This window comes from Streptomyces sp. CNT372 (genome assembly GCF_000377145.1).
This window is the reverse complement of sequence record NZ_KB897778.1, coordinates 289,125-305,146: the sequence shown is the minus strand read 5'-3', so window position 1 is coordinate 305,146 and position 16,022 is coordinate 289,125. Positions and strand designations below refer to the sequence as shown.

General features: G+C 73.7%; 13 protein-coding genes. 8 read left to right on the top strand and 5 right to left on the bottom strand.

Annotated features, from left to right (window positions below; all coding sequences use genetic code 11):
- Nucleotides 1–7: 7 nt before the first annotated feature.
- The gene (locus C593_RS0106685; RefSeq protein WP_018846524.1) at nt 8–550 is read left to right on the top strand and encodes a hypothetical protein; all 543 of its coding nucleotides are present in this window, start codon (nt 8–10) and stop codon (nt 548–550) included.
- A gap of 110 nt (nt 551–660) precedes the next feature.
- On the opposite strand, the gene C593_RS0106680 is transcribed toward C593_RS0106685, so the two are convergent.
- Nucleotides 661–2,052, bottom strand: a complete 1,392-nt coding sequence (locus C593_RS0106680; protein ID WP_018846523.1) for an NsdA family TPR-like regulatory protein — start codon at nt 2,050–2,052, stop codon at nt 661–663.
- 244 nt (nt 2,053–2,296) lie between these two features.
- Here C593_RS0106680 and C593_RS0106675 point away from each other — a divergent pair, with 244 nt between their 5' ends.
- From C593_RS0106675 to C593_RS0106665, 3 genes are all read left to right on the top strand, one after another.
- Entirely contained in the window at nt 2,297–4,063 is a 1,767-nt protein-coding gene (locus tag C593_RS0106675; protein WP_018846522.1) for an asparagine synthetase B family protein, read from the top strand.
- 31 nt (nt 4,064–4,094) lie between these two features.
- The gene (locus C593_RS0106670) at nt 4,095–4,535 is read left to right on the top strand and encodes an NUDIX domain-containing protein (protein WP_018846521.1); all 441 of its coding nucleotides are present in this window, start codon (nt 4,095–4,097) and stop codon (nt 4,533–4,535) included.
- 67 nt (nt 4,536–4,602) lie between these two features.
- Nucleotides 4,603–5,922, top strand: coding sequence for a UDP-glucose dehydrogenase family protein (locus C593_RS0106665; protein WP_018846520.1), 1,320 nt, complete (start codon nt 4,603–4,605; stop codon nt 5,920–5,922).
- Nucleotides 5,923–5,935: 13 nt separating this feature from the next.
- Here the strand turns inward: C593_RS0106665 and C593_RS0106660 are convergent, their stop codons facing one another.
- Nucleotides 5,936–7,117, bottom strand: coding sequence for a CaiB/BaiF CoA transferase family protein (locus tag C593_RS0106660; protein WP_018846519.1), 1,182 nt, complete (start codon nt 7,115–7,117; stop codon nt 5,936–5,938).
- Nucleotides 7,118–7,239: 122 nt separating this feature from the next.
- Here C593_RS0106660 and C593_RS0106655 point away from each other — a divergent pair, with 122 nt between their 5' ends.
- The 4 genes from C593_RS0106655 to C593_RS0106640 all read left to right on the top strand — a co-directional run bounded on the left by C593_RS0106655 (nt 7,240) and on the right by C593_RS0106640 (nt 10,917).
- A complete protein-coding gene (locus tag C593_RS0106655) occupies nt 7,240–8,469 on the top strand; it encodes a cytochrome P450 (RefSeq protein ID WP_018846518.1) in 1,230 nt (409 codons plus the stop codon).
- Between the two features lie 198 nt (nt 8,470–8,667).
- Nucleotides 8,668–8,991 carry a 2Fe-2S iron-sulfur cluster-binding protein gene (locus C593_RS0106650; protein ID WP_018846517.1) on the top strand — a complete coding sequence of 108 codons (324 nt, stop codon included), beginning with the start codon at nt 8,668–8,670 and terminating at the stop codon, nt 8,989–8,991.
- A complete protein-coding gene (locus tag C593_RS0106645) occupies nt 8,991–10,253 on the top strand; it encodes an FAD-dependent oxidoreductase (RefSeq protein WP_018846516.1) in 1,263 nt (420 codons plus the stop codon). Before C593_RS0106650 ends, C593_RS0106645 begins: the two co-directional genes overlap by 1 nt.
- 256 nt (nt 10,254–10,509) lie before the next feature.
- Nucleotides 10,510–10,917, top strand: coding sequence for a hypothetical protein (locus tag C593_RS0106640; protein WP_018846515.1), 408 nt, complete (start codon nt 10,510–10,512; stop codon nt 10,915–10,917).
- Nucleotides 10,918–11,276: 359 nt separating this feature from the next.
- Here C593_RS0106640 and C593_RS0106635 read toward each other — a convergent pair whose 3' ends face one another.
- The 3 genes from C593_RS0106635 to C593_RS0106625 all read right to left on the bottom strand — a co-directional run bounded on the left by C593_RS0106635 (nt 11,277) and on the right by C593_RS0106625 (nt 15,860).
- A complete protein-coding gene (locus C593_RS0106635) occupies nt 11,277–12,962 on the bottom strand; it encodes an MFS transporter (RefSeq protein ID WP_018846514.1) in 1,686 nt (561 codons plus the stop codon).
- Entirely contained in the window at nt 12,959–14,482 is a 1,524-nt protein-coding gene (locus C593_RS0106630) for an NDP-hexose 2,3-dehydratase family protein (RefSeq protein ID WP_018846513.1), read from the bottom strand. The genes C593_RS0106635 and C593_RS0106630 overlap by 4 nt, the downstream gene beginning before the upstream one ends.
- Before the next feature lie 244 nt (nt 14,483–14,726).
- A complete protein-coding gene (locus C593_RS0106625; RefSeq protein ID WP_018846512.1) occupies nt 14,727–15,860 on the bottom strand; it encodes an acyl-CoA dehydrogenase family protein in 1,134 nt (377 codons plus the stop codon).
- Nucleotides 15,861–16,022: the final 162 nt, after the last annotated feature.

Sequence of the window (16,022 nt, the reverse complement as noted above, 5' to 3'; positions counted from 1 at the left end):
GAATCGGATGAGGCAGACGCAACGGAAGTGGCCGAAGTCGTACCCCGCGCGGGGCGGCGGACGGACCGGCCGGAGCACACGGCGCGGGCCCCTGGCCCTGGCGGCGACGGTGCTCGCGGGGGCCGCGGTGTTCACCCTCCCGGCCATGGCCGGCCCGGCGGGCGCGGCGCCGCCCGCGCCTCGTTTCGCCGTCCCGGTGGGCACCTGGACGGCGACGGTGGTCCGCGAGGGCGCCCAGTACGACGTGACGATGTCCTTCGGCGCGGACCGCTCGGTGTGCCTGGTCTCCCCCGCCGGCGCGAGCAAGGGCCGCTGGCACCGCACCGGACCGGCCGCCTTCGACTACGGCATACGCGAGTACTGGCGTGACGCGAACGGCACGGTCGAGGGCTGGGTCGACATCGCCCAGTCGGCGGAGCAGACGGGCGCCTCGTTCGCGGGCTCGGGCGTCTCCACCGTCCACGCGGCCGACGGCACGGTGCAGGCCACGGTCCCGGTCTCCATCACCGCGGTCCGCACGGGCCCGCCGAACGGCGCGCCGTGCGCGTGACACCCCCGACCGCCTGACAGCACACCCGCACACCGCGACACCGGAGGAACGCCTACGGGCCACGGGCACCCAGCCCGTGGCCCGTCGGCGTGCGCGGCTCGGCCCCGTCGTCAGCCGTCGATGCCGAGTTCCGTGGCCCCGCGGTGCAGGAAGGCACGAACGCGCGGTTCCCGCCGCCACGGCGCGAGCGCCGTGCTGAACTCGCGGACGTAGTCCTTGGCCCGCGAGGACCGCACCCGGGCCAGGATGTCCACGGACTGATGGCCGAGTTCCAGGCCCCGGTCGAGGTCGCGCGCCTGGAGATGGGCCGTCCCCACGATCGCGAGCCGCATCCCGACCGAGCGGGTGAAAACTCCCCGGGGCATCGCGGCGGCCTGCTGGTTCCAGGCCAGGGCGGCCTTCGGCTTCCTCAGGTCGCGGAAGACCTCGGCGGCGTCCGCGGAGAGACGGGCGTGACGGTAGAAGTCGATCCAGGCGGGCTCGTCCCAGCCCCCGGCGTCCGCCCGGCCCAGGAGTTCCTCCGACCCGGCCAAGGCGTGGGAGGCGGCCCGGGAGTCTCCGGTGCGGGCGTGCGCACGGGCCTCGATCAGCCGTGTGAAGGCCAGGACCCGGGGCGCGGCCTGCCCCTTGGCCCGCTCGTACGCGCCCTGGGCCATGTCGACGGCCTCGGAGGCGAAGCCCCGCAACAGTGACTGCATGGCCATCGTGGTCAACACGTAGCAGCCCAGCTGCACGTCTCCGCCCGCTCTCGCCAGGCGCAGCGCCTGGATGAAGTGCCGCTGGGCCGCGTCGTGCCGACCGACGTCGAACGCCGTCCACCCGGCCAGCCTGGACAGTTCGGCGGTCACGGAGAACAGGTCGCGCCCGACGTCGTCGCTGAAAGTGCCCCGCAGCAACGGGGCAGCACGCTGCTGGAGGCAGACGGCGACGGAGCCGGCCCGCCAGTTCCCGCCGCCGTACTTGGAGTCCCAGCGGCGGGCCTCCTCGGCCGCGTCACGGAGTTCGTCCAGATCGGCCCGTCCGACCTGCTTGCCCCCGGCCATGTCGGCGGGCCCGTCGGACGGCGCGACCAGCCAGCGGGTGACGGGGGTGCTGAACGCGGAGACGGCGAACCCGGATCCGGTCAGGAAGTCGCGGCGGTTCACGAAACTCCAGAACGAGGTGGCCACACGGACCGCCTCACCACGGTCCCGGGGGAAATCCAACCCCACCTCCGCGCCCGGTGTCTGCGCGTCGCCCATACCGATATCGGACGGAGACACCGGTCGGCCGAGGCGCTCGGCGAGTGCCTGGGCGAGCAGAACCGGCACCGGCCACTTCGGCACCATGCCTCTGCGGCACCAGTTCGCGACGGACGTGTGCGAGTAGTCCGTCCCGACACCTGCCTGCTGCGCGAGTTGGTTGACCCGCAAGGCGAGGGACTTGCGGCTCGCGCCGCTTGCCTCGATGAACCGGGCAAGGTCCGCGTTGGGCGGCCGCTGCCGGCGGCTGGTCGACGCCACCCGTCTCCTCCTCCACCGGATCGGCGACTTGTGCCCACCGACGGCGGAAGGGCTTCCCCGGCGGGACACCGAGGGTATGTGCCCGTGAGCCCCGGATGGACCGGTTTCGCGAGTTGTGAGCCCCCGTGCGAGCCCTCGTGGACGCCTGGTGCGAACCGGTGTGATGAAGCCCGGACCGCGTCGGGCACAGAGCAGACCGCCGACGGTCATCGGCACCACGACTTCATGCCCGGGGGTGAACCAGATGTGCGGAATCGCAGGACTGGCCGGCGGCGATGCCGCCCGGCACGAGCGGACGATCGCGGCGATGGGAGCGGCGCAGCGCCATCGTGGCCCGGACGGCACCAGGCAAGTCGCCAGCGGCGACGGGCGCGGGGTGCTGGCCATGAACACACTGCTCGTCGTCGATCCCGAGGCCGAGCCGGGCCCGTACCTGGACCCGGCCACCGGAGTGCTGCTCACCTTCAACGGAGAGATCTACAACTGGCGTACGCAGGCAGCCGCCTGGGGCATCGAGTTGGGCGAGCGCGAGTCGGACGCCCACTTCGTGCTGCGGGCATGGGCGAGGATCGGGCCGTCCTGCTTGGCGGGACTGGACGGGATGTTCGCCCTTGCCGTCTACGACCCCCGCTCGGCGAAACTGTTCCTGGCCCGTGACCGGCTGGGGGAGAAGCCTCTCTACTGGCGTCTGGACGGCGGCCGGCTCGCCTTCGCCTCCGAGGTGTCCACCCTGACGGGCTACGGACCCGCGCCCCTGGTCCTGCGACCGGAGGTAGCGGCACTGGAGACCCCCGTCGGCGTCGACACCCCGTTTCAGGGCATCCAGCTCCTGGCGCCGGCAACGCTGCTGTCCTTCGATGTCGCGTCCGGTTCGATCGAGCATGCGACCTGGTGGCGCCTGACGGACCGGTCCCCGTTTACCGGCACGTACGACGAGGCGCTGGGGAAGTTCGCGACCCTGTTGGCGGAACAGATCCCCCTCCGTGCTCCCGCGTGCGACTACGCCCTTCTCCTCTCCGGCGGGCTCGACTCGGCGGTCCTCGCCCATCTGATGCGGCCCCCGATCTGTGTCACCGTCCGCTACAGAGGGCAGGACCGGTTGGACGAGTCTGCGGCAGCCGCCGCGATCGCTCGCGACATCGGTGCCGAACTGGTGGTCGTCGAGCCGGATCCGGACGACTTCCGCCATGCGTTACCCGCCCTGATGCGGGCCTTGGACTATCCGATGGGCAACGCGTCCACCTTCTCGGAGTACATGGCCTACCGGACGATCGCCGACCTGGGCCTGCGGGTCGTGGTCGGCGGCCTCGGGCCCGACGAGTTCCTCATGGGCTATGTCCGTCAGGCTCTGGTTCTCTTCGGCCCCGATGACGTTGTGCGGGCCGGGCTGACGGCGTACCGACCGCTGGCGGCCAAGCTGCTGCACACGGCGGGCGAGGTCCTCGCACCGGCGGAGGCCGCGACCAGGCTGATCCTGCGAGGGCCGGATCCGGACGGGCGGATCGGAGCCCATGTCGCCGACGCGATGGCGCGGGCCGACGGGGATCCGGCTCGCGCCCTGACCATGGTCGATCTGGCCACGGCCTGGAGGCCGCTCGTGCTGACCAGTGACAAGCTCGCCTCCGCCCACGCGCTCGAACGGCGATCGCCCTACCTCGCCCGTGATCTGGTCGAGTTGTGCTACCGGCTCCCGGTCGAGCACAAGATCACCGACCCGGCCCGGGGCAAGCGGATCCTGCGCGACGCGGCCCGTGTCCTCGGTTTGCCGCGCGAGGTCTGGGCGGGCCGGGACAAGCTCGGCTTCGCCTCACCGGTTCCGGAATGGCTGAACGGCGAGCTCGCGCAGTGGGCCGACGACCGGATCACGGCGGCCCTGGCGAACGCTCCTACTGCCTTCCGCCCCCTTCTGGAGACGGGTTTCGGCCGGGGCGGCCGGTTCGACCGGACCCGCATGCAGGCCGTGATGACGGCCGCGTGGTTCGCCGAGCAGACCACACGGGCCGCCGCATGACGACCCGGGAGCGGCCCGTTAGCGTGTCGGGATGCCCATTGACGCCTCCGTGCGGCCGGGCCCGGGATCCCCCCGCGGCGCCGTCGCCATCATCACGAATCGCCGTGGCGAACTTCTCCTGCACCTCCGCGACGACCTGCCGGGGATCGCATGGCCCGCCCACTGGAGCCTGCTGGGCGGAGGCTGCGAGCCCGGCGAGGAAGCGGCCACCGCCATCGCTCGCGAACTGAACGAGGAAGCCGGACTCACCGTCCGGCAACTGACCGAGCTGTTCGAGGTCCCCGACGAGCAGGGCTCGGGTCAGACCATCACGTTCTTCGCCTGTGCCTGGGACGGCGACGCCTCGGCCCTCCCCCTCACCGAGGGCGTCGAACTCCGGTTCTTCGCCCCCGGACAGCTCCATACCCTCACGATCCCGCCGTTCATCCGGGACGGGATCCGTCACCACCTGGCCGCCGCCGGGCCCTCCTGACCACCCCGCATCTGCGGGAAAAGGGAGGCGGGCCGGCGACGACCGACCCGAAGGGACATTCCCCACCATGAAGATGACCGTCATCGGCTGCGGATACCTCGGAGCCACCCACGCCGCCTGTATGGCCGAGCTGGGCCACCACGTCGTGGGCATGGACTCCGATGTCGACAGGGTGAACGCCCTCAACGCGGGCCGGGCGCCCTTCTTCGAGCAGGGCCTGGACGATCTGCTCGCGAGGCACACAGCAAGCGGGCGGCTGAGGTTCACCGCCTCCTACCGGGAGGCGGCCGAGTTCGCCGCCCTCCACTTCGTCGGAGTCGGCACCCCGCAGCTGCCGGGTGGTGACGCCTACGACCTCACGCAACTCTTCGAGGCGGTACGCCTCCTGGCCGTGCATCTGACGTCACCGGCCGTGGTCGCGGTCAAATCGACCGTCCCCGTCGGCACCGCAGCCCGCGTCGCGGAGATCCTGCGCGACCACGCACCCGCGGGCGACCTCGTCGAGACCGCCTGGAATCCCGAGTTCCTGAGGGAGTCGCATGCCGTCGAGGACACCCTCCGCCCCGACCGGCTCGTCCTCGGGTTCGGCACCCGGCACTCCCTGGCCGAGACCTTGCTGCGGCAGGCCTACGAGGGGATCATCCGAGCCGGCGTGCCGACGATCGTCACGGACTGGACCACCGCGGAACTCGCCAAGGGCGCGGCGAACTCCTTCCTTGCCACCAAAATCTCCTTCATCAACGCCATGGCGGAAATCTGCGAAAAATCCGGGGCGGACGTCTCCGCGCTCGCGGAGATCCTCGGCCACGACGTCCGCATCGGCCATGAGGGCATGCACCCCGGCCTCGGGTTCGGTGGCGGATGCCTGCCCAAGGACCTGCGTGGCTTCGTCGCCCGCGCCGAGGAACTCGACGCCTCGGCAGCCGCCGGCATCCTCCGGGAAGTGAGCGCCGTCAACGACCGCCGGCGGCAGCGTGTGCTGGACGTGGCCTCCGAAGAACTCGGCCCCGACCTGCGCGGCAAGCGGATCACCGTATGGGGCGCGGCGTTCAAGCCCGGGACCGACGACATCCGCGACTCACCGGCCCTGGCCGTCGCCGCGGCCCTCCACGCGCTCGGTGCCGTCGTGACCGTCACCGACCCCAAGGCCCTCGACAACGCCCGCAAGCGCCACCCCGAACTGGACTACGCCGAGGACCCGGTCACCGCCGTCCTCGACTGCGATCTGCTGCTGCACCTCACCGAGTGGGAGGAGTTCTCCGGCGTCGCTCCGGAGCGGCTTCCCGTCCGTACTCACAGCCCCCGGGTCGTCGACGCCCGGGGCACCTTGGACGCGGGCCGCTGGCGTGGGGCCGGGTGGCTGGTGAGGTCCCTGGGGCGGGCCTGATCAGGCCCGCCCGTCACCCCCTCGCCGTCGCCGGCTCCGGGCGGCCCGTGCGGCGGCCACTCAGGTCCGCCGCCGTGAGGCCGATCTCCGCCAGGATCTCGTCCGTGTGCGCGCCCACCGCCGGGGCCGGGGCCGGGACGGGCGGGGGCGGGGTGCGGTCGAAGCGGGGGGCGGGGGCCGGCTGGACGATGCCGTCCGCGCCGATGTGGACGCCCCGGGCCCGGTGGTGCGGGTGGCGTTCCGCCTCGTGGAGGGTGAGGACGGGCGTCACACATGCCTCGGTGCCCGCGAAGGCCGCGGCCCAGGCGTCCCGGGTGCGAGTGCGGAAGCGGGCGGCGAACCGTTCCCGCAGGGCGGGCCAGGCGGCCGGGTCCGACCGGTCGGGGACGGTGGCCGGGTCCAGGCCGAGGCCGGTCAGGAGCGCCGCGTAGAAGCGGTCCTCCAGTGCGCCGACCGCGATGTGGCGGCCGTCCGCGCAGGCGTACACGTCGTAGAACGGGGCCCCGCCGTCCAGGGTGTTGGTGCCGCGTTCCGGCTGCCACTCCCCCGCCGCGGCCGTCGCCGCGAGCATGCCCAGCAGCGAGGCCGTCCCGTCGACGATCGCGCTGTCCACGACCTGGCCGCGCCCGGAGCGCCCGCGCTCCTGGAGGGCGGCGAGGATGCCGAAGGCGAGCGGCAGCCCGCCGCCCGCGAAGTCGCCGAGGAGGTTGAGCGGCAGGACGGGCGGCCCGCCGGCGGGTCCGATCGCGTCCAGCGCGCCGCTGAGCGCCAGGTAGTTGATGTCGTGTCCGGGCTCCCGCGCCAGCGGACCGTCCTGCCCCCAGCCGGTCATCCGCCCGTACACCAGGCGCGGGTTGCGGGCGAGGCAGACCGCCGGGCCGACGCCCAGCCGCTCGGCGACGCCCGGCCGGTAGCCCTCCACCAGGACGTCCGCGCCGTCCACCAGCCGGAGCAGGGCGTCCACCGCGGCCGGGTCCTTGAGGTCCAGGGCCACCGAGCGGCGCCCCCGGTCCAGCACCCGGTGCCAGGAGCCGAACGCCCGGGGCGCGCCGGGCCGGTCGACGCGGACGACGTCGGCCCCCAGGTCGGCGAGGAGCATGCAGGCGAACGGCGCGGGGCCGATAGCGGCGAGTTCGAGGACGCGCAGCCCGCTCAGCGGGCCGCCGATCCCACGTGTCTGTGTCTCCGTCTCCATGGCCGGAGGCTAGGAACGGGGCCTTCAGGTGCCCTTGAGCGTGACTCCATCAGGGGCTGAGGGCGCGGGGCGACACTGCTCGCCTTGCGGCCCGCCCATGCCGACCGAAGGGACTCACGACGATGACGACCAGCACCAGTCCGTCCGGCACCGATTCCGAGACCGCGCCCAAGACCTTCCCGTACCAGCGCGGCTGCCCGTTCAGCACGCCCCCCGAGTACCCGGAGATGATCGAGAAGGACGTCTCCCAGGTCACCCTGACCGGTTCCGGCCTGCGGATCTGGACCGTGACCGGCTACCACACGATCCGTCAGCTGCTCACCGACCCCCGGGTCAGCGCCTCGCGCAAGCACGACAACTTCCCCTTCTACTTCATCGCGCCGCCGGAGTTCCGCACCGAGACCTCCTTCATCGGCTACGACGGCGAGGAGCACACCAGGACCCGCCGCAAGGCGGCCCTCACCTTCACCAGCCGCCAGGTGAAGAAGCTGCGCCCGCGCATCGAGGAGATCGTCGACGAGCACATCGACCGGATGCTGGCCTCGCCGCCGCCGGTCGACCTGCACCACGCGTTCTCGCTGCCCGTGCCGATGACGGTGATCTGCGAACTCCTCGGCATACCCCACGACAAGCACGACTTCTTCATCAAGCACGGCACCGCCCTCCTCGGCGGCCACAGCTCCGCCGAGGAGCGCCAGGCCGCGATCGTCGAGGTCAACGCGTACGTCGACGACCTGATCCAGCTCAAGAAGCGGGAGCCGGGCGAGGACCTGCTCAGCCGGGCGATGGCGGACTACGAGGCGTCCGGCGAGGAGTACACCGACCGCGACCTGTTCAACATGGTCCGGCTGCTGATGAACGGCGGCCACGAGACCACCGCCAGCCAGATCTCCCTCGGCACGGCCTGCCTGCTGGAGAACCCGGAGCAGCTGGAGCAGTTGAAGGCGGACCCCTCCCTGGTGAAGCCGGCCGTGGAGGAGCTGATCCGGATCGCGACCATCGGCGACACGGCGGTGCCGCGCGTCGCGCTGGAGGACATTGAGATCGGCGGGGAGGTCATCCGCAAGGGCGACGGCATCCTCTGCCTCGGTCTCGCCGCCAACCGCGACCCGGAGGTCTTCCCGGAGCCGGAGAAGGTCATCCTCAGCCGCGGCAGCCGCAAGCACCTCGGGTTCGGCCACGGCGTGCACCACTGCATCGGCGCGGACCTGGCCCGGCTGGAGCTTGAGATCGTCTGGAGCAAGCTGTTCCAGCGCATCCCGACCCTGCGGCTGGCCAAGCCGTTCGCGGAGATCCCGCGCAAGGAGGGTGCCGTGATCTACGGGCTGTGGGAGCTGCCGATCACGTGGTGAGGCCGCGCCACCGGAACGCGGCCGCCGGCGCCAAGCGGCCGGAACGCGGCCGGAACGCGGTCCGGACACGCGGCGGTCAGGCCGCGGCCGGGACGCGCGGCGGTCAGGCCGCGGCCGGGACGCGGTCACAACCCGCGCGGTCAGGAACAGCACTCAGGCAGGCAGCACACGCACGGTCCGAGTCCGAGGAGGACACCCATGGCCAAGATCACCTACCGGAGCCCGGACGGCACCGACACCGTCGTCGACGTCGCCTCCCCGGGCACCGTGATGCGCGGCGCGAAGCTCAACAACATCGACGGCATCGAGGCGCAGTGCGGCGGCTCCGCCCAGTGCGGCACGTGCCACGTCTACATCGACGAGGCGAACACCCTGCCGCTGCCGCCCATGCACGAGGTGGAGGACGACGTGCTCTACGGCACGGCCAGCCCCCGCCGCGAGACCAGCCGGCTCAGCTGCCAGCTGCCCGTCACCGACGACATGGACGGGCTGCTGGTGCATCTGCCGGAGGCGCAGTCCTGATGGGCGCGTCCTCGGTCGTCGTCATCGGCGCGGGGCAGGGCGGCACCGAGACCGCCGCCGCCCTGCGCAGCCGGGGCTTCTCCGGCCGGATCACCCTGGTCGGCGCGGAGGACGCCCTTCCGTACCAGCGCCCGCCGCTGTCCAAGGGGTACCTCACCGGGAGCACCCCGGCGGACGAACTGGACCTGCGTCCGCAGTCGTTCTACGAGGCCCAGGACATCGAGCTGATCACCGGCACGCCGGTCACCGAACTCGACCCGGGCGGCCAGCGGGTGACCCTCGCCCGGGGCGGCGGGCGCGGGGTGCGGCTGCGCTACGACCACCTCGTGCTGGCGACGGGCGCGCGGCCACGGGTGCTGCCGCTGCCCGGCGCCTCGCTGGCCGGCGTGCACACCCTGCGCGATCTGCGGGACGCCCTCGCGCTGCGCGCGGAACTGCGGCCCGGGGCGCAGCTTCTGGTCGTCGGCGCGGGCTTCGTCGGGCTCGAACTCGCTTCCACGGCACGGCTGCTGGGCCTGGAGGTCACGGTCGTCGAGGCGGGGGCGCGGGTCATGGAGCGGTCCGCCAGCGCGGCCCTGGCCGAGCACCTGACCGCCGAGCACCGCGCCCGGGGCACCCGGATCCTGACCCGCCGCGAGGTCCTGGCCCTGCACGGCGACGGCGCCGGCCGGGTGCGGGTCGCCGAGCTGGACGGCGGGGAGCGCGTCGCGGCGGACGTGGTCGTGATGGGCGTCGGCGTCCTGCCGCGTACCGAACTCGCCGCGGACGCGGGGCTTCCGGTGGGCGACGGCGTCCTCGTCGACGCGACGCTGCGGACTGCGGACCGGTCCGTGTACGCGATCGGGGACTGCGCCCGCTTCCCGAGCCCGCACGCGGGCCGCCCGCTGCGGCTGGAGTCCGTGCAGAACGCTTCCGACCAGGCGCGCAGCGTGGCGGGCGCGATCTGCGGGGACGCGCCGGGGCCGTACGCCGCGGTGCCGTGGTTCTGGACCGAGCAGTGCGGGCTGCGGGTGCAGCTCGCGGGCATCACCGCCGGGCACGACCGCACGGTGGTGTCCGGGGACGTGGCCGGCGGGCGCTTCTCGGTGTTCTGCTTCGCCGGGGAGCGGCTGCTCGGCACGGAGTCGGTCAACCGCCCCGCCGACCACATGATCACCCGCCGGCTTCTGGCGGAGGGCGGGGAGGCGCTGCCGGGGCCGGCGGAGGTGGCCGGGCCGGACTTCGACCTGAAGGCGTTCCAGCGGGCGCGGCAGCCGCAGTAGCGGCGACGGCCCGGCCGTATCCGGACCGGGAAGCCGGGCCGCCCCGAGGGGCGGCCCGGCTTCCCGGCGCACGGCGTCCCGGCTTCCCGGCTTCCCGGCGTAGGGCGTTCCGGCGTACGGCGTTCCGCGCTCGGCACTCGGCACTCCGCGCTCGGCACTCGGCGCTTGACCACGATGGCCGGAACATGGCTGTCCGATGGCCGGAATTCAACGGGGGCTCGACAGGCGTTCGAGGTGGCTGCGTGACGCTGGACCCATGGCAACCACCTCGCGTACGGAACCCCGCGCCGCCCTCCACGCCGACCTCCCCGCGACCGCGCCCGTCGGAGCCTGGGCGGCCAGGGTGCACCGGGGGACGGAGACCTCGGAGGTGGTCCTCCACCTCACCGCGGACGGCCGCGCCTTCCTCTCCACCGGCGGCGCCGGCCACTGGGACCCGGCCGGGCCGGGGAGCTTCGCCTTCCGCGTCGCGGAACCCCTCTACGACGAGCGCGGCCCGGCGGGGGGCGCATGCGTCGCCTGGGTGGACATCGACCAACTGGCCGTCCTCGACGGGGACACCTTCCACAGCACGGGCACCTCCGTGGTCCGCGACAGCACCACCGGCCGTGTCCTGCGCACCAAGCACGTCTCCCTGCGAGCACGGGCCGCTGCTTCTTCTTGAGGGCTCGGTTCGCCTCCGGGCGCTTTCAGCGGGTCCCGACGGTCTGCCGTGCTCGGCACCTCGTTCCTCGGCGCCTGCGCGCGGCCTCCCTTGCGGCACCCGCGCGCCCTTCGGCCCACTCGCCGGCCCGGAACGGGGCCGACGCCCGGCCCGGAACCCGCGGACGGTCTCCCCGGCGGGGGCGCTCGCCCCTGGTCGCGCCCGGGGCGGACGCCCGGCCCGGACCCACAGCCCGCTCGACGTACGAGCGCCCACCCCCGACGCCCTCGGCCGCGCCCGCAACGCCCGTGGCCCCGACCCCGGGGAGCTCGGGGTCGGGGCCGGGGCCGGTAACGGGGCCCGTATCAGGACGGGGCGCGTCAGACGGGGACGTCCGAGCGGTGCGCCGGGTCCGGGGACGCCGGTGTCCCCGCGTCACCCGGCCCGGCGGACGCCTCCGCGGGAGCCCGGTCCGAGTCGGCCGGGCGTCCCCCGGCTGCCGCCTCCGCGGCCGCCGCCTCCGCCGTTTCCGGGTCGACCGGCTCCACGTCCCGGAGCATCAGGACGACGAGGACGGCCGCCAGCACCACCAGCACCGCGCCGATGACCGCGTTCACGTGCAGCCCGTCCACGAAGGCGGCCCGCGCCGCCGCGACCAGGGCCGCGCCCGCGTCACCCGGCAGGGAGCCCGCCGCGCCGAGGGCGCCGCCGAGGGTGTCCCGGGCGGTCTCCGCGACCGCCTCCGGCACTCCGGACGGCATCGTGTCCGTGAGCTGCGCCCGGTACACCGCCGTACCGACGCTGCCGAGGACGGCGACGCCGATCGCCATGCCGAACTCCTGGTTGGTCTCCGAGATCGCGGAGGCGGCCCCCGCGCGCTCGGGCGGCGCCGCGCCCACGATCATGTCGACGCCCAGGATCGACATCGGGCTGATCCCCAGCGCGAAGACCACCGTGCCCGCGGCCATCAGCCCCAGGTCGTCGGAGCCGTCCAGCAGGGTGAACATCAGGAAGCCGACCGCCGCGACGACCAGGCCGCCGCCCATCACGAAGGCCGGCCGGGACCGCTTGACCAGGGCCGGGGTCACCGCCGCGGCCCCGATCATCGCGGCTGTCTGCGGCAGCGTCCACAGACCCGCCTCGAACGGCGAGAGCCCCAGCACGAGTTGCATGTACTGGGACAGGAAGAAGAACAGTCCGGACATCGCGAACAGCGACAGCGTCAGCGTGGTCAGCGAGGCACTGAACGCGCGGTCCGCGAAGAGCCGCAGGTCGAGCAGCGGGTCGGTGAGGGCGCGCTGCCGGCGCACGAAGACGTACCCGAGGAGCAGGCCCGTCGCCAGGACCAGCGCCGGCACCGGGGCGAGGCCGTCCTTGGCCAGTTCCTTGACGCCGTACACCAGGCCGATCATGGCGGCCACCGACAGCGCCACACTGGGCACGTCGAGGCGCCCCGGCGCCGGGTCGCGGTACTCGGGCAGCAGGATCGGGCCGACGACCAGCAGCAGGAGCATCGGCGGGACGCCGAGCAGGAAGACCGAGCCCCACCAGAAGTGCTCCAGCAGGGCGCCGCCGACCAGCGGGCCCAGGGTCATGCCGACGGTGAAGCTGGACATCCACACGGCGATGGCGCCCGTGCGCTGGCGCGGGTCCTGGAACATGTTGCGGATCAGGGCCAGCGTGGACGGCATCAGGGTGGCGCCCGCGATGCCCAGCAGCGCCCGGTTGGCGATGAGCATCTCCGCGCTCGTCGACCAGGCCGCGACCAGGGACGCGACGCCGAACGCGGCGGCGCCGACCAGCAGGAGCCGCCGCCGTCCGATCCGGTCGCCGATGACGCCCATGGCGATCAGGAAGCCCGCGACGAGGAAGCCGTAGACGTCCAGGATCCACAGCAGCTGGGAGCTGCTGGGGGCCAGGTCGGCGCTGAGCTGCGGGACGGCCAGGTACAGGACCGTGACGTCCATCGAGATCAGCAGGGTGGGCAGCGCCAGGACGGCGAGTCCGGTCCATTCCCGCCTGCCTGCCCGGGGGACGGGTGCGGTGGGCCGGGCTGCTTCGGTCATGAGGTTCCTCCGTACGGACTTCGGGGGTTCAGTGCCGGGCCCGCCGCGCCGCTGCCGATGACCGAGAGCAGCGTGCGGGCCTGGACGTTGAGGTAGTAGCCGTGCCGGGCGAGTGCGCCGAGCTGGGCGGGGGTGGCCCACTGGTAGCCGGGCGGCGGGACGTCCGGGACCTCGGACCGGCCGTCGGCCGCCGCTTCGGGCGCCTCGACGATCAGATAGCGGCTCTCCGCGTCGAGGAAGCGTCCGCCCTCCTCGGAGAGGACGGCCTCGTAGTGGACGCGGTCCTGGCTCGCGCCGAGCACGGTGTCGAGGAAGAGCGGACGGTCGTCGCCGGAGAGCTGGGCGTGGTTCTCGGGGACGCACTGCACGGTCGGCGCGAGTTCCACCCCGTGGTTGAGCCCGGCCTCGGTGCGGGCCTGCACCAGGACGTGCGGAACGCCATGGAAGCGGCGCACGACGAAGGCGGCGACGCCTCGGCCGATGGGCTCGATCAGCGGCTGGCTCCAGCCGGTGACCTCCCGGCTGCCGGCCTGCACGGCGACCGCGACCACCCGGAAGAAGCGCTGGTCGTCGCGTTCCAGGTGCCAGTCGTCGCGCCGCCAGCCCTCCAGCCCGTCGAGCGGGATGCGCTCGGCGAGGACGTACGGGGAGCGTTCGGCGGCGAACCAGGACAGCAGCTCGGTGCCGGAGCGGACCGCCCCGAGGTCGGCCGGGTCGGCGGGGTCGGTGATCGGGGCGCCTGCGAGGACGGAACGAGCGTCCATGTTGACGAAGTTCTCGCGGTGCAGGAGTTCGCCGATCTGGCCGAGGGTGAGCCAGCGGAAGTCGTCGTGCGGAGGGATGTCGTCGAAGATCTCGACGATCATGTTCCGGTTGCTCTTGCGGAAGAACCAGGCGCCGTGCTCGGACTGGAGGGCGTCGGCGAGGACGCGTCCGCCGGTCCGCTCGGGCTCCAGGAAGCGGTCCAGATGGGGGACGGAGGCGCCCCGGTGGACCTTGAGGTAGTTGCTGCGGGTGGCCTGGACCGTGGGCGAGAGCTGGAGCAGGTTCGGGTTGCCGGGCTCCATCTTGGCCTGCATCAGGAAGTGCAGGACGCCGTCGAACTCCTTGGCCAGGATGCCGAGGACGCCGACCTCGGGCTGGTTGATGATGGGCTGCTGCCAGCTCCGGTACGGTCCGCCGTCGACGCCGACCCGCAGCCCCTCGACGGTGAAGAACCGTCCGCTGTCGTGGCCGAGGTTCCCGGTGCCGGGCCGGAAGGACCAGCCGGTGAGCTCGGCGAAGGGGATGCGCCGGACGGCGAAGTGGTGGGCGCGTCTGCGTTCCTCGAACCAGTCGGCGATCTCCTCGGTCCGGATGAACGCCCCCGCGCCGGTGGCCGCGGCGGAGCGGGCGAGGCGGGGCGCCAGCGGCGGGCCGGTGTCGGGGGACGGCGGGAGGGCCCCGGGCGGCAGGGCCGTGGACGGCGGGCGCAGCAGGGTTCCCGCGCCGGCGGGCCCCGCGTGGACGGCGGTGGACATGGCAGGCTCCTATGGGTGGTCAAGCGGCTGGGGTGTGCCCGGCCCCGGGGTGTCCGGCGGCGGCCGGACGTCCCCCGGTCCATTGGGGCCTCCCGGAACGGTGGTTCCGGGAGCCGCCGTACGGATCCGCCGGGCGCGCGTGCTCCCTGAGCGAGCGGGTCGGTGGGTGGGGTGGTCGGACGGGCAGGGCGCCGCCGCCCGGAGGGGGTGGGGCCGGCGGGCCCCGGGCCGCGCGGCCTGCGCCTCACTCCGGGGCGGGGCCCAGGAGCGCGGTGGCGTGGCTCTTCGCCGCGGAGGTCTCGTACTGGAGCGCGACATGGCTGGTGGCGGAGGTGATGTCCCGCCAGTGGCGCTGGAGTTCATGGGCCTCGCCGAGTCCGCCGGTGCCCGCGAGGGCGACGAGCAGCCCGGCCGCGTCGCGGAGGATCTCGGCGGCGGTGGTGGCGTTGCGCTCGGCACGGGCCAGCAGGCCGCGGTCGAGCCGGTGGGTGTCGGCGGTGGCGGCGTTCTCCTCGACGAGGAGCCGGGCCGCGGCGATCAGACCGGCCGCGCGGACGAGCTTCACCTCGTTGGCGGGGGTCCGGCGGCGGCCGGTGACGGTCGCGGCGGCCGCGTCCAGGGCGCCGAGGGCGGAGCCGACGACGGGGGCGACGAAGGGCAGTCCGGCGACGGCCTGGAGGGGCACGTTGTGGACGGGCCGGTCGGAGGAGCTGTTGCGGCCGGTGAGGAGTTCGGTCCGGTCGAAGGAGAGGTGGTCGGCGACCAGGATGTCCTGGACGTTGACGGTGTGGCTGCCGGTGGCCCGCATGCCGACGCTGTCCCAGGTGTTGTCGACGGTCCAGGTGCCCCACGGGAGGGCGAAGAACCGCATGGCGGGCGGCCCTTCGCCGCCGGCGGCCGGGACGACGGCGCAGACCAGGGCCCAGTCGGCGAAGTCGATGCCGCTGACGTATCCCCAGCGTCCGGTCAGCCGCCAGCCGCCCTCGGCGCGGACGGCCCGGCCGGCGGGCATCAGGGCGGTGGCGATCACGGTGTCCGGGCCGTCGGCCCACAGGGCCTCGCGGCCCTCCCGCGGAAGGTGGGAGGCGATCCGGCCGGAGTAGGCGGCCAGCGAGGCGTACCAGGCGGTGGACGCGCAGGACCGGGCGACGGTGGCGACCGCCTCGGTCAGCTCCGCGAACGTGCCTTCGCTGCCGCCGTGTTCGCGGCCGACGAAGTGACGGGCGAACCCGGCGTCGCGGACCGCGTCGGCGACCTCGCGGGCGAGCTTGCGGCTGCTGTCGGCGTCGGCGGCGTGGCGGGCCGCGAGGGCGCGCACGGCCTCGGCGGCGACGGTGACCGTGCCGGTGTCCGGCTGCTGTATGTCGTCGGCGGACATCCTCGTGACCTCCTGGCTGGGGAACGGATCGGGGTGGGGGTGGGGCGGCTCGCGCGGGTGCCTTGCGACGGGGCCGGTACGGCGCGCGGGTTCGGTGCCGGTACGGCGCGCGGGTTCGGTGCCGGTACGGCGCGCGGGTTCGGTGCCGGTACGGCGCGCGGG

What these genes read in the sequence shown, in the direction of transcription:
- C593_RS0106640 (WP_018846515.1), top strand. Translation starts at nt 10,510, where the DNA reads ATGGCAACCACCTCGCGTACGGAACCCCGCGCCGCCCTCCACGCCGAC.
- C593_RS0106650 (WP_018846517.1), top strand. Translation starts at nt 8,668, where the DNA reads ATGGCCAAGATCACCTACCGGAGCCCGGACGGCACCGACACCGTCGTC.
- C593_RS0106685 (WP_018846524.1), top strand. Translation starts at nt 8, where the DNA reads ATGAGGCAGACGCAACGGAAGTGGCCGAAGTCGTACCCCGCGCGGGGC.
- C593_RS0106660 (WP_018846519.1), bottom strand. Translation starts at nt 7,117, where the DNA reads ATGGAGACGGAGACACAGACACGTGGGATCGGCGGCCCGCTGAGCGGG.
- C593_RS0106675 (WP_018846522.1), top strand. Translation starts at nt 2,297, where the DNA reads ATGTGCGGAATCGCAGGACTGGCCGGCGGCGATGCCGCCCGGCACGAG.
- C593_RS0106625 (WP_018846512.1), bottom strand. Translation starts at nt 15,860, where the DNA reads ATGTCCGCCGACGACATACAGCAGCCGGACACCGGCACGGTCACCGTC.
- C593_RS0106635 (WP_018846514.1), bottom strand. Translation starts at nt 12,962, where the DNA reads ATGACCGAAGCAGCCCGGCCCACCGCACCCGTCCCCCGGGCAGGCAGG.
- C593_RS0106655 (WP_018846518.1), top strand. Translation starts at nt 7,240, where the DNA reads ATGACGACCAGCACCAGTCCGTCCGGCACCGATTCCGAGACCGCGCCC.
- C593_RS0106670 (WP_018846521.1), top strand. Translation starts at nt 4,095, where the DNA reads ATGCCCATTGACGCCTCCGTGCGGCCGGGCCCGGGATCCCCCCGCGGC.
- C593_RS0106645 (WP_018846516.1), top strand. Translation starts at nt 8,991, where the DNA reads ATGGGCGCGTCCTCGGTCGTCGTCATCGGCGCGGGGCAGGGCGGCACC.
- C593_RS0106665 (WP_018846520.1), top strand. Translation starts at nt 4,603, where the DNA reads ATGAAGATGACCGTCATCGGCTGCGGATACCTCGGAGCCACCCACGCC.
- C593_RS0106630 (WP_018846513.1), bottom strand. Translation starts at nt 14,482, where the DNA reads ATGTCCACCGCCGTCCACGCGGGGCCCGCCGGCGCGGGAACCCTGCTG.